Annotated in this window: 14 protein-coding genes; 3 read left to right on the forward strand and 11 right to left on the reverse strand. The window is 68.9% G+C overall.

The window, feature by feature from the left end; all coding sequences use genetic code 11:
* Position 1: 1 nt before the first annotated feature.
* Positions 2 to 859, reverse strand: a complete 858-nt coding sequence (locus WDW90_RS05250; protein ID WP_336486251.1) for a collagen-like domain-containing protein — start codon at positions 857 to 859, stop codon at positions 2 to 4.
* A 475-nt stretch (positions 860 to 1,334) separates the two neighbouring features.
* On the opposite strand from WDW90_RS05250, the gene WDW90_RS05255 reads away from it, so the two are divergent.
* Positions 1,335 to 1,772, forward strand: a complete 438-nt coding sequence (locus WDW90_RS05255) for a hypothetical protein (RefSeq protein ID WP_336486252.1) — start codon at positions 1,335 to 1,337, stop codon at positions 1,770 to 1,772.
* 49 nt (positions 1,773 to 1,821) lie between these two features.
* Here WDW90_RS05255 and WDW90_RS05260 read toward each other — a convergent pair whose 3' ends face one another.
* Positions 1,822 to 2,361 (reverse strand): formaldehyde-activating enzyme, encoded by a 540-nt coding sequence (locus WDW90_RS05260; protein ID WP_336486253.1) that lies wholly within the window; start codon positions 2,359 to 2,361, stop codon positions 1,822 to 1,824.
* 170 nt (positions 2,362 to 2,531) lie between these two features.
* Between WDW90_RS05260 and WDW90_RS05265 the strand changes: the two genes are divergently transcribed.
* A complete protein-coding gene (locus WDW90_RS05265) occupies positions 2,532 to 2,753 on the forward strand; it encodes a hypothetical protein (protein WP_336486254.1) in 222 nt (73 codons plus the stop codon).
* A gap of 72 nt (positions 2,754 to 2,825) precedes the next feature.
* On the opposite strand, the gene WDW90_RS05270 is transcribed toward WDW90_RS05265, so the two are convergent.
* From WDW90_RS05270 to WDW90_RS05305, 8 genes are all read right to left on the reverse strand, one after another.
* Positions 2,826 to 3,272: a hypothetical protein gene (locus WDW90_RS05270; RefSeq protein WP_336486373.1), complete on the reverse strand. Its 447-nt coding sequence runs from the start codon at positions 3,270 to 3,272 to the stop codon at positions 2,826 to 2,828.
* Between the two features lie 108 nt (positions 3,273 to 3,380).
* Positions 3,381 to 5,093, reverse strand: a complete 1,713-nt coding sequence (locus WDW90_RS05275; protein WP_336486255.1) for a methyl-accepting chemotaxis protein — start codon at positions 5,091 to 5,093, stop codon at positions 3,381 to 3,383.
* A 310-nt stretch (positions 5,094 to 5,403) separates the two neighbouring features.
* The gene (metH, locus tag WDW90_RS05280; protein WP_336486256.1) at positions 5,404 to 9,156 is read right to left on the reverse strand and encodes a methionine synthase; all 3,753 of its coding nucleotides are present in this window, start codon (positions 9,154 to 9,156) and stop codon (positions 5,404 to 5,406) included.
* Between the two features lie 142 nt (positions 9,157 to 9,298).
* On the reverse strand, positions 9,299 to 9,466 hold the full coding sequence (locus tag WDW90_RS05285; RefSeq protein WP_336486257.1) for a hypothetical protein: 168 nt from the start codon (positions 9,464 to 9,466) through the stop codon (positions 9,299 to 9,301).
* Positions 9,467 to 9,494: 28 nt separating this feature from the next.
* A complete protein-coding gene (gene metF / locus WDW90_RS05290; RefSeq protein ID WP_336486259.1) occupies positions 9,495 to 10,412 on the reverse strand; it encodes a methylenetetrahydrofolate reductase [NAD(P)H] in 918 nt (305 codons plus the stop codon).
* 83 nt (positions 10,413 to 10,495) lie between these two features.
* Entirely contained in the window at positions 10,496 to 11,503 is a 1,008-nt protein-coding gene (locus tag WDW90_RS05295) for an ArsR/SmtB family transcription factor (protein ID WP_336486260.1), read from the reverse strand.
* A gap of 55 nt (positions 11,504 to 11,558) precedes the next feature.
* The gene (locus WDW90_RS05300) at positions 11,559 to 12,473 is read right to left on the reverse strand and encodes an ROK family protein (RefSeq protein WP_336486262.1); all 915 of its coding nucleotides are present in this window, start codon (positions 12,471 to 12,473) and stop codon (positions 11,559 to 11,561) included.
* Positions 12,474 to 12,480: 7 nt separating this feature from the next.
* Positions 12,481 to 13,875: a dicarboxylate/amino acid:cation symporter gene (locus WDW90_RS05305; protein WP_336486263.1), complete on the reverse strand. Its 1,395-nt coding sequence runs from the start codon at positions 13,873 to 13,875 to the stop codon at positions 12,481 to 12,483.
* A 225-nt stretch (positions 13,876 to 14,100) separates the two neighbouring features.
* Here WDW90_RS05305 and WDW90_RS05310 point away from each other — a divergent pair, with 225 nt between their 5' ends.
* Positions 14,101 to 14,529, forward strand: a complete 429-nt coding sequence (locus WDW90_RS05310; protein WP_336486264.1) for a L,D-transpeptidase — start codon at positions 14,101 to 14,103, stop codon at positions 14,527 to 14,529.
* Between the two features lie 25 nt (positions 14,530 to 14,554).
* Here WDW90_RS05310 and WDW90_RS05315 read toward each other — a convergent pair whose 3' ends face one another.
* Positions 14,555 to 15,505: a hypothetical protein gene (locus WDW90_RS05315; RefSeq protein ID WP_336486265.1), complete on the reverse strand. Its 951-nt coding sequence runs from the start codon at positions 15,503 to 15,505 to the stop codon at positions 14,555 to 14,557.
* Between the last annotated feature and the right edge of the window lie 12 nt (positions 15,506 to 15,517).

Below are 15,517 nucleotides of genomic sequence, written 5' to 3' on the forward strand. Positions count from 1 at the left end.
ATCAGGGCTTGGCGCAGAACCCTACCATGCCGGCGGCCTCGGCCGGGCAGGCGGCGCTCGCGCTGCCGCCGGCGCCGAGGGCGAAGACCGGGCTGCCGCCCTTCAGACAATAGGCCGAGACGAAAACCTCGCCGGCCTCGCAAGCCAGCGTGCAGCCGTCCGCCGGGCAGTTCTCGGTCCGCACCACCCTGAACGGCGCCGGGCCGGACACGCTCGCGGGCGCCCCAGGCTCGCCCCGCGGCCCGGCCGGCCCCGGCGCGCCGGCGGCTCCCTGCGGCCCCGCGGATCCCCTGAGGCCGGGCTCGCCTCGGGCACCTGCCTCGCCCTTCGCGCCCGTCTCGCCCGGTTCTCCCCGCGGGCCCGACGCCCCCTGCAGCCCCGCCTCGCCCTGCGGACCGGCCGGCCCTTGCAGCCCCGCCATGCCCTGGGGTCCCGTCGGGCCGGGTTCGCCCTTCGGACCCTGCGGCCCCTCCGGCGCGCAATTGGCCACCACCACCTCGCGCTCGTCCTCGTCGGCCTTGAGCGTCGCCACGCAGGTCGGCGGCCGGTAGGGCAACCGGAACACGAAGCGGCCGCGCCGGTCGGCCATGATCGAGATATCCTCGTCCAGCACCACCACGGTCCCGCCCCTGCGGACGGAACCGGAGATGCGCAGGTCCCCCGCCTCGATCCGGGCGTCGTAGACCATGATGGGCTGGCTCGGCGCCTGCGCCCGCTCGGATCGCGCCCGCGCCGGCCGGCTCGGCGCGGGCGTCTGCGCGGCCGGAGGGTCCTGAGGCGCCTGCTGCGCGAGGACCGGCGCCGTCCCGGCGAGCGGAAGCAGGCCCGCCAGGGCCGTGGCGAGGCGAACGAGGCGCATGGAGGGTCCCCCGATTGATCCGGCGCCGACCGGCGCGGCAGTGTGAAGCGCGAGAATGAATGGCACTGTGCCGAGAGGCGGGATTTCTCGGGATCTCCCGAAAATTACCCTTTCTTGTCTTACACTTACGCTGTACGGATGGTGAGCGTGGCTCGGATCAGCCGCGCGGTTCCGAACGGCATAGATCAGGGCCGTGCGAACCGCAACGAAGCGTCGTCTCGAAGGAAAGTCGAAGGGAAGCCGCGCAAACCGGCGGCTCAGTCGGATGATCGGCGCACCTCGTCCAGGCGCCTGCCGGGGCGGGAATTCAATCGTATCGTCAGGCGCAGGGCAGCGAGCACGCGAAACCCGGGTCGGGTGCGGGGTGGGATACGGAGTGCCGCCCGTTCGCGTCATGGCGCCTCTGCCCCGCATTCCCCGCGCTCCGCGATGCCGGCCCGCTCGACAACGGACCGCGCCCGCGTAGAGTGCCGCCATGCTTCGACTCGCCCTCGCCCTTCTCCTCCTCGCACCGGCCGCCGCGCTCGCCGACGAGTGCGACGGGCTCGCCCAGCAGATCGCCTCGGCGACGGGCGGGAAGGTCGGGCGGCGCTCGGGCCCCAGCATCGACATCAAGGTGCCGGGCAGCATCAAGATCGATCTCACCTGCCGGGCCCAGCCCATCGTGCAGGCGAGCTCGAGCGACCCGACGCCGTCGGCCGTGTTCTTCCGCGATCTCTCGATCGCCTCGGAACGCCTCGTCGGCGAGTCGGCCGGCACCGTCCAGGCCGTCCTCGGCAAGGCCTACCAGACCTCGCTGTCCGAGCGCCGCAAGTCCTTCATCCAGCAGAACGGCTGGTCGGCGAGCTGCTACACCGACAGCTCCGGGTCGATCCGGACCCTCTGCTCGGTGGGGCGCATCCCGCCGGGTTAGAGGAACACGCGAGGGCGCAGGTCCGGCTGGACCCGCGCCGGGACCGAGATCAGTACTCGATCACGTCCTCGAGGGCGTAGTGCTTCACCGTCCTGCGGTTGGCGATGAGCTCGTCGACGGTGGGCTCTCCCCTGAGCGCGCGGCCGATGGCGAGCTTCGTCGCTTCGTAGTTCGTCCGGTAGAGGTCCTTGCGGTCGAGGTTCGGATCCTCGGCGCAGCGCGGATCGAGCCAGATCATGATAATCATGCAGAGCTCGTCGAGGCCGTCCTTCGGCAGGACGCCCTCGATGATGCAGTCGACGATGGCGTCGCCCGTCGCCGCCTGGACCACGCCGCCGAGAAGCTCCACGTACTCGGCTGTGTGGATCGTGGCCTTCGTGGTCATCATGGTGGCGGGCCGCACGAGCTGGTTGAGGTCGCGCACCACGAACATGCGGGTGTGGCCCTGCGCCTGCCCCATCATGCTGGCGAAGGCTTGGCCCGCGGGGCCGCGGGTCGAGCCGATCAGCACCTCGGGCATCGCGTCCGTGTACTGACCATCGGCGGCGAGCACCGTCGCCTCGCCGGTGCGGAACCAGATCTCGGACATGTCCTGTTACCCTTCGTGGTGTGACGAGCGCGCACAAACACCACGGGAGCGCGCAGCGTCAATCGCGTGGTCCCGATTCCCGTCGCGCGAAGCCCCTGGCCTCTTGGGCCACGATCCGCCATGCAGGGCAGGCATCGCGCGGGACGGATGCGGGCAGAGGCGCAGCGGCGATGAGCGGATCACAGCGAAGCCGGGACTGGAGCCTGTCGGTCGCCGCGGCCGAGGACGGCGTGCGGGTCGAGTTCGGCCTCAACGACCTCGAGGGCCGGCCGCTCACGGCCATCCTCGATCTCGATCGCAACGAGGCCCGGAGCCTCGCCCGCGCCCTGCTGGCGGCCGCCGGCGACGCGATGGAGCGGACCTTCCCGCATCCCCCGAGCGTGCAGGAGTGAGGACGCCCTCGCTCGTGATGCCGCCGCGCCGTCTCACGCCGCACCGGCCGCCACGTCGGCGGACAAGACTCCCTAACGCTGGCCGACGCCGAGACCGCCGCGCCCCGGCAGGCGGGGGACCTTGGCGCCGCGCGGCTCCACGGGACCGGCGCAGGCATAGGCGAACTCGGTCTGCAGGTCGGTGAAGATCGTCTCGCCGGTGATCTGGCAATCCTCGCGCACGGTCTCGTCGAGATAGGTCCGGGCCGCGAGGCGGAAGCGCTGGGTGCGGCTCTCGCCCGGATCAAGCCCCTCGAAGCGCCCGCCGAGGCCGCAGCCCGTCACCTCGCGCAGGGCGTTCGAGACGACGAGCATCCGGCGCTGCTGGCGCTGGTCATAAATCTCGTAGGGGTCGTTGCAGCCGATCGTGACCACCTGCGGCGTCAGACTGACATAGGTCTTCGAGATGTAGGAGAAGCCCGTGCAGCCCGCGACGGACAGGCCGAGCGCGAGAACCGGAACCAGCCGCTTGCCTGTCATCGCCACCCCGACCGGGCTTCCTCGATCCGCCCTAACCCCGCCCGCATTGAAGCGGGTCCGGCCCTGCGGTCAAGCCTCCGCGGGGACGGGAGCGGCGCGCAGGTCCGGCTATGCCCAGGCGGCCAGTCCTTCGCCGATGCTGCGGACGTCCACCGTCGCGTTCTGCATGCTCGTCGAGATCTCGCGCGTCACCGCGCTCTGCTCCTCGATCGATGTGGCCGCCTGAGTGACGTATTCCTGCACGGAGGCGATGCCCGACGTGATCGAGGCGAGGATGTCTGCGACCTCGTCGGAGACGCCCTGCATGCCGGTGATCTCCTCGGAGATCCGGGACGTGGCGACGGTCGCCTGGTTGGCGAGGTTCTTCACCTCGTTGGCCACGATCGCGAAGCCCTTGCCGGCCTCGCCCGCGCGCACCGCCTCGATCGTCGCGTTGAGAGCGAGCAGATTGATCTGCTCGGCGATCTTCGAGATCGCCTGCACCACTCCGTCCATCGACTGGGCCGCCTCGCGCAGCCGCATCTGCGCCTGGTCGGCGGCCTGGGCCCTGCCGTGGATGCCGTCGACGGCCGCCTTCGAGCGCACCATCACCTCCGCGATGTCGGAGACCGAGGCGCTCATCTGCTCGGCCGCCGCGGCCACCGATTGTACATTGCTCAGCGTCTGCGAGGTGGCGCCGACGGCTCGGGCGCGCGCCTCCATGTTCCGCGTCACGTCGGTGGCGTATTTCACGATCTTGAACGGCCGGCCGTTCATGTCGAGGATCGGGTTGTAGGTAGCCTGGATCGCGACCTTGCGCCCGTTGCGGCCGACGCGCTCGAAGATTGCCGAGAAGAACTCGCCGCGGCGCAGGCGCTGCCAGAATTCCTCGTAGTCGCGGCTCGCCGCGTACTCGGAATCCACGAACATGCGGTGGTGGTGACCGCGGATCTCGCCGATCCGGTAACCCATCGCGTCGCAGAAATTGTCGTTGGCGTCGAGCACGGTGCCATTGAGGTCGAACTGGACCACGGCCTGCGAGCGGCTGATCGCCTCGAACTGCCCCGTATAGTCGGCGGCCTTCAGCTTGCCCGCCGTCACGTCGGTGGCGAACTTGACGATCTTGCAGGGTTTGCCGTTCAGGCCGAGGATCGGGTTGTAGCTCGCCTGGATCCAGACCTCGCGCCCGCCGTTGCCGACGCGCTTGCACTCGCCCGTCTGGTACTCCCCGGCCCTCAGCTTCTGCCAGAACGAGGCATAGTCCCAGCCCTCGGCCACGTCCGGGTCGACGAACATGCGGTGATGGCGCCCGATCACGTCGGCGCGCTCGTAGCCGAACAGGCGGAGGAAGACGTCGTTGATTTCCAGGAAGGTACCGTCCATGCCCAGGTGAACCACGGCCTGCGACTTGTTGATCGCCGCGATCTGCCCCTGGCAGTCGGTGTTGCGCAGCTTCTCGGCGGTGACGTCGGTGGCGAACTTCACCACCCGCATCGGCCGCCCGTCGCGGTCGAAGATCGGGTTGTAGGTCGCCTGGATCCAGATCTCGCGGCCACCGCGCCCGATCCGCTTGTACTCCGCGGACTGGAATTGGCCGCGTTTCAGGTGCTGCCAGAACTCCCGATAGGCGTCGCTCTCGGCGACGGCCGGCTCGACAAAGAGCCGGTGATGCTTGCCCTGCACCTCGTGCAGATCGTAGCCCATCACGGCGAGGAAGTTCGCGTTGGCGTCGAGGATGGTCCCGTCCAGCGCGAACTCGATCGTCGCGAGCGAGCGATCGAGGGCTTCGATCCGCGCCCTGCTATCGCGCTCCGCGCGTCGCGCCTGCCTGAACCACGTCATGACCATCTCTCCTGATGGTCGTCACGCTAGGGCTGGCGCCATTAACGAAGGATAGAAGCCATCCGCGCGTAAGTACTTGAGAAAAGCAGATATAACTGCTCATTTTAGTATTCAATTAGCAGGCCATGACACCTTTTTACTCATCGCAGCCTTGCGCGTCGCCATCGACCGGCAGCCCCGTTCCGGTTTCCTGCCGCGCACCGTCGTCTCAAAGACAGGGCGTTGCTCGCCGCCAGCGTGTCTCGAATGCCCACGAAGGCGGGCGCGCAAGGGCAGCGGCGGAGCCGCGGCCCTTCGCCCCGTCCGCGCCTCACTCGGCGGCCGCCGCGAGGTAGCGGGCCGGGTCGTAGTTCAGGATCGGCCCGAGCCAGCGCTCGACCTCGGCCACGTCCATGCCCTTGCGCGCGGCGTAATCCTCGGCCTGATCGCGCTCGACCTTGGCGACGCCGAAATAATGCGCGTCCGGATGCGCGATGTAGAGGCCCGAGACCGAGGAGCCTGGCCACATGGCGTAGGACTCGGTGAGCCTCACGCCGATGCGCGGTTCGGCCTGGAGCAGGTCGAACAGCGTCACCTTCTCGGTGTGGTCGGGCTGGGCCGGGTATCCGGGAGCCGGGCGGATGCCGTCGTACTCCTCACGCACGAGTTCGTCGGGCGTGAAGGCCTCCTCGGCCGCGTAGCCCCAGAACTCCTTGCGCACCCGCTCGTGCATGCGCTCGGCGAAGGCCTCGGCGACGCGGTCGGCGAGCGCCTTGACGAGGATCGCGCGGTAATCGTCGTTCGCGCGCTCGAAACGCTCGGCGATGCGCACTTCCTCGAGCCCCGACGTCACCACGAAGCCGCCGACGTAATCGGCGATCCCCGTCTCGGCCGGCGCCACGAAATCGGACAGGCAGGTATTCGCGCGCCCGTCGCGCTTTTCGAGCTGCTGGCGCAGGCCGTGGAAGGTGGCGAGCCGCTCGGAACGGCTCTCGCCGGTGAAGAGCGCGATGTCGTCCCCGACGCTGTTGGCGGGCCAGAAGCCCACCACCGCCTTCGGGTTGAACCAGTGCTCCTCGACGATCTGCCTCAGCATGCCTTGCGCATCCTCGAACAGGGCGCGTGCGGCCGGCCCCTGCTCGGGATCGTCGAGGATCGCCGGGTAGCGGCCCTTGAACTCGTAGGTCTGCAGGAAGGGCGTCCAGTCGATGTAGGGTACGAGGTCGGCGACCTCGTAGCTGCGGAACACCCGCGTGCCGGTGAAGCTCGGCTTCGTCGGCCGGTAGCCCGACCAATCGATCTTGAACGGGTTGGCGCGGGCCCTGGCGAGCGGCAGGCGCTGCTTCTCGGCCTTCGAGCGGGCATGGGCGTCGGCCACCCTGCGGTACTCGGCGCGCACCGTCTCGATCGTGGCCTCGCGCGTCTCCCGCGAGATCAGGCTTGAGACGATCCCGACCGCCCGGCTTGCATCCGTGACGTAGACCGCCTGCCCGCGCTCGTAAGCCGGGTGGATCTTCACCGCCGTATGGACGCGACTCGTGGTGGCGCCGCCGATCAGCAGCGGCAGGTCGAAGCCCTCGCGCTCCATCTCGGAGGCGACATGCACCATTTCATCGAGCGAGGGCGTGATAAGGCCCGAGAGCCCGACGATGTCGACGTTCTCGCGCTTGGCCGTGTCGAGGATCTTGGCCGCGGGCACCATCACGCCGAGATCGATGATCTCGTAATTGTTGCAGGCGAGCACGACGCCGACGATGTTCTTGCCGATGTCGTGGACGTCGCCCTTGACGGTCGCCATCAGCACCTTGCCGGCGGCCTGGCGCTGGCCGGTCCCGCCATTGGCCTTCTTCTCCTCCTCCATGAAGGGCTCGAGATAGGCCACGGCCTGCTTCATCACGCGGGCCGACTTCACGACCTGGGGCAGGAACATCTTGCCCGACCCGAACAGGTCGCCGACCACGTTCATGCCGGCCATCAGCGGTCCCTCGATCACGTGGAGCGGGCGCTCGGCCTTGGCGCGGGCCTCCTCGGTGTCGGCCAGGATGTACTCGGTGATGCCGTTGACGAGCGCGTGTTCAAGCCGCTTCTCGACGCTCGCCTCGCGCCAGGAGAGGTCGGCGGTCTTGGCCTGGGCGGCGGCGCCGGTCTTGAAACGCTCGGCGGATTCGAGCAGCCGCTCGGTGGCGTCGTCCCGGCGGTTCAGCACCACGTCCTCGCAGAGGTCGCGGAGATCCGCCGGGATCTCGTCGTAGACGGCGAGCTGCCCGGCATTGACGATGCCCATGTCCATGCCGGCATGGATCGCGTGGTAGAGGAACACGGCGTGCATCGCCTCGCGCACGGGCTCGTTGCCCCGGAAGGCGAAAGACAGGTTCGAGACGCCGCCCGAGATGTGGGCGTGGGGCAGCGTTTCCCGGATCTGGCGCGCGGCCTCGATGAAGGCGACGCCGTAGGGGTTGTGCTCTTCTATGCCGGTGGCAACGGCAAAGATGTTCGGGTCGAAGATGATGTCCTCGGGCGGGAAGCCGACCTCTTCCGTAAGGATGCGGTAGGCCCGGGTGCAGATCGCGACCTTGCGCTCGAGCGTGTCGGCCTGCCCCTGCTCGTCGAAGGCCATCACCACGACCGCCGCGCCGTAGGAGCGGCACACCTTCGCGTCGTGGACGAACTTCTCCTTACCCTCCTTCATGGAGATCGAGTTCACGATCGGCTTGCCCTGCAGGCACTTGAGACCTGCCTCGATCACCTCGAACTTCGAGGAATCGACCATCACCGGCACGCGGGCGATGTCGGGCTCGGCGGCGACGAGGTTGAGGAACTCGACCATGGCCTTCTTCGAGTCGAGCAGGCCCTCGTCCATGTTGACGTCGATTACCTGCGCGCCCGCCGCAACCTGGTCGCGGGCGACGTCGAGGGCCGCCGCGTAGTCGCCGTTGGTGATGAGCTTGCGGAACTTGGCCGAGCCCGTCACGTTCGTGCGCTCGCCGACGTTCACGAAGGGGATCTCCCTCGTCAGCGTGAAGGGTTCGAGGCCGGAGAGCCGCATCAGGCACGGGATCTCGGGGAGCCGGCGGGGCGCCTTGCCGGCCACCGCCTGCGCGATCGCCCGGATGTGGTCCGGCGTGGTGCCGCAGCAGCCGCCGACCATGTTGACGAGTCCGCTCTCAGCGAACTCAGCCACGAGTTTCGCCATCGCTTCCGGGCTCTCGTCGTAGAGCCCGAACTCGTTCGGCAGGCCGGCATTCGGGTAGGCGCAGACGAGGGTATCGCAGACGCGCGACAGCTCGCTGATATGGCCGCGCATCTCACGCGCCCCCAGCGCACAGTTGAGGCCGAAGGTGAGCGGGCTCGCATGGCGCAGCGCGTGCCAGAAGGCCGTCGGCGTCTGGCCCGACAGGGTGCGGCCGGACAGATCCGTGATCGTGCCCGAGATCTGGATCGGCAGCCGGATGCCGGTCTCCTCGAAGACGGCCCAGGCGGCCGCCACCGCCGCCTTGGCGTTCAGCGTGTCGAAGATCGTCTCGATCAGGATCAGCTCGGCCCCGCCCGCGATGAGGCCGCGCACCTGCTCGGCATAGGCGTCGCGGACCTGATCGAAGCTGACGGCGCGGTAGCCGGGATTATTGACGTCCGGCGAGATCGAGAGCGTGCGGTTCGTCGGGCCTACGGCGCCGGCCACGAACCGGCGGCGCCCGTCCTGCGCCTCGGCGAGCTTCGCCGCCTCGCGGGCGAGCCGCGCGCCCTCAGCATTCAGCTCGTGGATGATCGATTCCATGCCGTAATCGGCCTGGGCGATCGTCGTGCCCGAGAAGGTGTTGGTCTCGCAGACGTCGGCGCCGGCGAGGAAATAGTCGAGGTGGATCTGCCGGATCGCGTCGGGCTGCGTCAGGATCAGCAGGTCGTTGTTGCCCTTCTGATCGTGCCCGTGGTCCTCGAAGCGCTCGCCCCGGAAATCCTCTTCGGTGAATTTCAGGCGCTGGATCACGGTGCCCATCGCCCCGTCGAGCACCAGGATCTTTTCCGACGCGCGCTGGCGCAGGGCTCGCTCGATCTCACGGCCGTCAACGGGGGGGAAGTCGCTCATCGGGTCTCTCAAAATCGGTGCGATCATTCCCCTTCCCCTTGCGGGAAGGGGTGGGAGTTGTGGGTGCCGCTTCGCCGGACTGAGGCAGGCGGCCCCCCACCTCCAACTTCTCCCCGCAAGGGGGAGAGGGATTTTGCCGGTATCAGGAACGGGATCTGACGACTTTCAGCATCGCATCGAGGCACCGCTCCAACGCATCGAAGCGCTTGTCCACCTGATCGGCATGCTCGCCGATCCGCTCGAATCCTGCTCGCATATCCGCGCGGATCTCGTGCAGAAACGGCAGGATCATGTCTTGCGGGTCGGCCATCGCTCACCCCTCTCTGAGGCGCCTGTATTTAAGCCGCCGCGCGCGTCGCCGCCACGGGCCGCTCGGCGCGCAGGCCGAGCAGGTGGCAGATGGCGTAGACAAGGTCGGCGCGGTTCATCGAGTAGAAGTGGAAGTCGTGGATGCCGCGGTCGACGAGGTCGAGCACCTGCTCGGCAGCAACCGCCCCCGCGATCAGGCGGCGTGTGTCGACGTCGTCGTCGAGGCCCTCGAAGCGGTGCGCGAGCCATTCCGGCACCGAGGCGCCGGTGCGGCGGGCGAAGTTCGCCGCCTGCTTGAAGTTCTGCACCGGCAGGATGCCCGGCACGATCGGGATGTCGATGCCGCGCGCCCGCACCCGGTCGACGTAACGCAGATAGACGTCGTTCTCGAAGAAGAACTGCGTGATGGCCCGGTCCGCCCCGGCATCGACCTTGGCCTTCAGCGCGTCGATGTCCGCGTCGAGGGAGGCCGCCTCCGGGTGCTTCTCCGGATAGGCCGAGACGGATACCTGGAAATCGCCGACCCGCTTAATGCCTGCGACGAGATCGCAGGTCTGCTGGTAGCCGCCGGCATGGGGTTGGTAGGCCGTGCCGACGCCCTCGGCCGGGTCGCCGCGGAGCGCCACGATGTGGCGCACGCCCGCATCCCAGTAGGAGCGCACCACCGCGTCGACCTCCGCCTTCGTCGCGTCGACGCAGGTGAGATGGGCCGCGGGTTTCAGGTTCGTCTCCCGCACCATGCGGGCGACGGTGTTGTGGGTGCGCTCGCGCGTCGAGCCGCCGGCCCCGTAGGTCACCGAGACGAAGCTCGGATTGAGCGGCGCGAGGCGCTCGATCGAGGACCAGAGCGTCCTCTCCATCTCCTCGGTCTTCGGCGGGAAGAACTCGAAGGAGACCCGGATCGGGCAGCGGCCCTCGCGGCTGGCGCGGTAAGAGGAGATGGGCATCGGAAATCCTCTTTCTGTCTCTCGGTCCAGGCAGTCGTTCCGGGGCACCGGCTCGAGAATGCCGGGCAGTACGTTCGCGTCGGTCAGGCCACCGCCCGCTCGGCGCCCGCGGCCACCAAGGCTTCGGCCGCGAGCCAGAGGGTGACGGTGAGCTGGTGCTCGGCTTGCGCGGTCGGGGCGAGGTCGCGGGTCTCGACGGCGCCGAGGCCCGCATCGGCGAGCCAGCCGGCGACCTGCTCGGCCGCAAAGCCGAGGCGGCGATGCGCCTGGGACTCGCGTAGGAACTCAAGCTCGTGGGGCGCGAAATCGACGACGAGGAGGCGCCCGCCCGGCGCCACCAGGCGCGCGGCTTCGCGGAGCGCCCGGGCCGGATCGTCGAGGTAATGCAGAACCTGGTGCACGACGACGAGGTCGAAGCTGCCGCGGCCGAAGGGCGGCGCGTGGATGTCGCCCTGGCGCAGGTCGACCCGCGCCAGCCCCAGCCGCTCCAGGTTCGCGCGGGCGACCGAGAGCATGGCATGGCTCGAATCGAGCCCGGTGGCGCGGCCGGCCCGCGGGGCCAGGAGAGCCAGCATCCGGCCCGTACCGGTGCCGAGATCGATCAGGCTGTGGACCGGCCGAGGCCCGAGCACGTCGAGGACGGCCGCCTCCACGGCCGTCTCGGGCACGTGGAGCGAGCGAAGCTGGTCCCATTTCGGCGCCAGCCGCGCGAAGAAGCTCTGCGCGGCATCCGCGCGCTGGGCCCGCACCGCCTCGCGCCTTGCCTGATCCTCCGAGAGCGGCGGCGCCTGCCGGTCAAGCCCGGCGATCAGCGGATCGACGAGACCGGCGCGGCCCTCGCACAGCCGGAAGAACGCCCAGGCGCCCTCGCGGTGGCGCTCGATCAGGCCCGCCTCGACGAGAAGCTTCAGGTGGCGCGAGATGCGCGGCTGCGACTGACCGAGAATGTCGGTGAGATCGGAGACGGAGAGCTCGCCCTCCGAGAGCAGAGCGAGGATGCGCAGGCGAGATTCCTCGGCGGCGGCCCGCAGGACGCCGAGCGCGTCCGCGAACGGAACTGGCTGGGTCACGAAGGCTCGCTCGATAGACATAAAGATATCTTTATGTGCGTCGAAGGGAGTTGGCAAGCACGATCTGCGGCCCGGCTCACAGGTCGTTCCATAGCCACGCCGCGCCGCGGACGCCCGAGGCATCGCCGTGCAGGCTCGGGCGGATCGGCGTGTCGAAGGCATCCGAGAAGACGTGCGGAGCGGTAGCGGCCGGCAACGCGGCGATGAGTTCGGGCACGCGCGACAGCCCGCCCCCGACGACGATGACGTCCGGGTCGAGGACGTTGACGACGTGCGCGAGCGCGCGTCCCGTCCGCTCAACATAGGCCGCGAACGTCCCGCGCGCACGCGCCTCCCCGGCCCGCATCGCCGCCACGATCGCCTCGCCGGCGGCGGCCTCGCCCGTGCGGCGGGCATGGTCCGCGGCGAGGCCCGGCCCGGAAAGCCAGGTCTCGATGCAGCCGCGGCGCCCGCAATAGCAGGCGGGCCCCGGGCGCTCGTCATCGCGGGGGCTCGGGAGCGGATTGTGGCCCCACTCGCCCGCGATCCGGCCGCGGCCCGACAGGGCGCGCCCCCGCACCGCGATTCCCGATCCGACCCCGGTGCCGAGGATCACCGCCCAGACGATCTCCGCGCCGGCCCCGGCACCGTCGACGGCCTCCGAGACCGCGAGGCAATTGGCATCGTTCTCGACGCGGACCGGCCGCGCGAGCGCATGCTCCAGGTCGGCGACGAAGGAGCGGCCGTTCAGCCAGGTCGAATTGGCATTCTTGATCAGCCCGGTCGCGGGCGAGACCGCTCCCGGCATGCCGATACCGATGCTGCAGGGCTCGCGGGCTTCCGCCTCGAGCCGCGCGACGAGCGCCGCGATGGCCGCGAGCGTCTCGGGATAGTCGCCGCGCGGCGACGCGACCCGGCTCTCGGCGCGAATCGCGCCGCTGCGATCGAGGACGATCCCGGCGGTCTTGGTGCCGCCGAGATCGATGCCGAGGCGCAGCCGCGCCCCGCTCACGCGCGGATCACTGGGCAGCCACGGCCTTGGGAGCGTGCGCACCCTCCGTGTCCATCGGCTCGGGCGACACGTCAGAGATGTGAGTCCCGATCGAGACCGGGTGGGCCATCACCTCGTTGAGCTTGCGCGCGTCGAGCTCGCCCTCCCAGCGGCTGACGACGACGCAGGCGACGCCGTTGCCGACGAGGTTCGTGAGCGCGCGGCACTCCGACATGAACTTGTCGATGCCCAGAACCAGCGTCATGGCGGCGACGGGCACTGGATTGTTCGGGATGGCCGCCAGCGTTGCCGCGAGCGTGATGAAGCCAGCCCCCGTCACGCCCGAGGCGCCCTTCGAGGTCAGCATCGCCACGACGATGATGGTGGCGTACTGGCCGATGGACAGGTCCGCACCGACCGCCTGCGCCAGGAACAGGGTCGCCAGCGTCATGTAGATGTTGGTGCCGTCGAGGTTGAACGAGTAGCCGGTCGGGATCACGAGACCGACCACGGAATCGGAGCAGCCGAGCCGGCGCATCTTGGTCATCATGTGCGGCAGCACGGTCTCGGACGACGAGGTGCCCAGAACGATGAGAAGCTCGTCCTTGATGTAGGCCAGGAAGCGCAGGATCGAGAAGCCGGCGAACCGCGCGATCGTGCCGAGCACCACCAGCACGAACAGAAGCGCGGTGATATAGAAAGTTCCGACGAGCCAGGCGAGGTCGACGACCTTCTGGATGCCGTACTCGCCGATGGTGAAGGCCATGGCGCCGAAGGCGCCGATCGGCGCGAGCTTCACGATGAGGCCGATGATGCGGAAGAAGACCTGACCGGCGGTGTCGATCGCGCGCGCGATGCCGTCCGCCCGCGCGCCCATGCCGGTGACGACGACACCGGTGAGGATCGAGATGAGCAGAACCTGCAACAGATCGCCGGTGGCGAAGGCGTCGAAGAAGCTCTTCGGAATGAGCGCCATGATGTGGGCGATCGTCGAGTCGGCGGCCGCCTTGCTGGCGTAGGTCGCGACCTTGCTGGCGTCGAGCTTCGCGGGATCGGCGTGGAAGTCGGCGCCGGGCTTGATGATCTCGCCGACGAGGATGCCGATCACGAGCGCGAGGGTCGAGACGACTTCGAAGTAGACCAGCGCCTTGAGCCCGACGCGGCCGACCTTCTTCAGATCACCGATCGACGCGATTCCGTGCACGATGGTGCAGAAGATGATCGGCGCGATCATCATCTTGATCAGCGCGACGAAGGCGTCGCCGAGCCATTTCAGGGACTTACCGAAATCGGGATAGAAATACCCGACGGCGACGCCGAGCGCGATGGCGATCAACACCTGGATGTAAAGGACCTTGTACCAGGGCTCGCTCGCAACCGGCGCAGCCGCCGTGGTCGCTCCGTGGGTCGTCGCCTGGGCCATCGCTCTCACCCGTGCACGCGCGCGTGCACCCTCCCGGTCTTTGCTTGAGGCGCGACGCTAACGAAGTTGCGGCCGCGGCTCAACTCGGCATCAGTAGTTCAACTTGGCAGGCGCATTACAAAATCTGTCGATTCCCGGGAAGACGTTCTTCCCAGCGGCCGCGCTTCGTCTCACTCAAGTCGAGGCGGCTCGAGGAGCCGTCGACTCGCTGCCGAGAGTTCCCCCGTGTCGCTTCCTCGGATCGTGCAGACCGCCCTCCTCGGCGGCTTGCTTCTCTGCGCGCTCGCCGTGCCGGCTCTGGCAGGCGTCCTGGCCCAGATCGACCAGTCGCACCAACGGATGCGCGTCTACGTCGAGGGATCGCTCGCCTACGAGTGGCCGGTCTCGACGGCCCGGCGGGGGTATGTCACGCCGAATGGCAGCTATCGGGTCGGGCTGATGGCACCGATGTGGCGTTCGCGCAAGTATCATGGGTCACCGATGCCCCACGCCATGTTCTTCCGGGGCGGGTATGCCATCCACGGAACCTACGCGGTCGGGCATCTCGGCCGCCGTGCGAGTCACGGCTGCGTCCGCCTCAGCCCCGGCCACGCGCGCATGCTCTACCGCCTGGCCCAAACCCATGGCGGCGCGCGCGTGGTGATCCGCAACTGAGTCGCCGCGGATCAGGGGGATGGCGCTACTGCTGGCTGCGGCGGGGCCGGACCGTCCAGCGCTCGAAGGCGGAAGCCGGATCGTCCTCGCGGGCCGGCTCCTGACTCGGTTCTTGCGGCTGCTGGATCGCGGCGCCGAGCGCCTGGGAGAGGCTCTCGATCACGTCGTCGATGCGGGCATCCCCGGGTGTCGCCTCGGCGTTCTGTTCCTCGCCGGGTTGAGCGCCGGCTTCGGGTGCGGCGACCGCCTGCTCCGGTTCGGGCGTCGATTCCGGCTCGGGCGTGCGCGCCTCGACGGGCGCCGCCACGGCGACCGCCGCAGGCACGGCCGCCGAGGTTCCGCTTCCGGCGATGCGGCGCAGGGCATTCACCACACCGTCGTCCTCACCGGACTTTCCCACGCCGGATCCGCCCTCGCTCGGCTTGGCGCCTGCCCCGTATCGCCCGAAGCCGAAGCGCGGCTCGATCAGGTCGAGCACTGCGTCGAGGGCGGCGTTGCTGAGACTGATCTCGCCGGATTGCGGCGGTCCCTGAAGCGCTACCGTGTGTCGCTCGTAGGCAGCGTCCGAGGAGACCTCGCGACCGAACCAGACCGGGGCCACGAAGCCGTTGGCATCGGACTCGTTGTCGAACGTGATGCTGATCAGGTCGAGGCTGCCGGGGCTGACGTAACGATCGATCACCACGTCGCGGCCGGCGACCGACACGGCCGTCCGGTCATAGGCGGCCTTGCCGCTGCAGACATCGAGGAGGGCATCGCCGTGCGCGCGGGGCACGTCCGTGCGCTCTTCCGTCGCCCTGCCGTCGGCACCGGTCGTTACGAGGACCAGATGGCACTGCTGACCATCGACCCGCACGAAGGAGGTGCGGCCGGTCTGAGGGGCGAAGTAGCCTTCGGTGATGCGGGACCCACCGCGTTCCTTGCGGATCAGACGCACCAAGGATGGTGCCACGAGAAACCGCCGAACGACGCTCATACTCAAACCTCC

Source organism: Methylobacterium nigriterrae (assembly GCF_037106235.1).
Taxonomy (GTDB): Bacteria; Pseudomonadota; Alphaproteobacteria; order Rhizobiales; family Beijerinckiaceae; genus Methylobacterium; species Methylobacterium nigriterrae.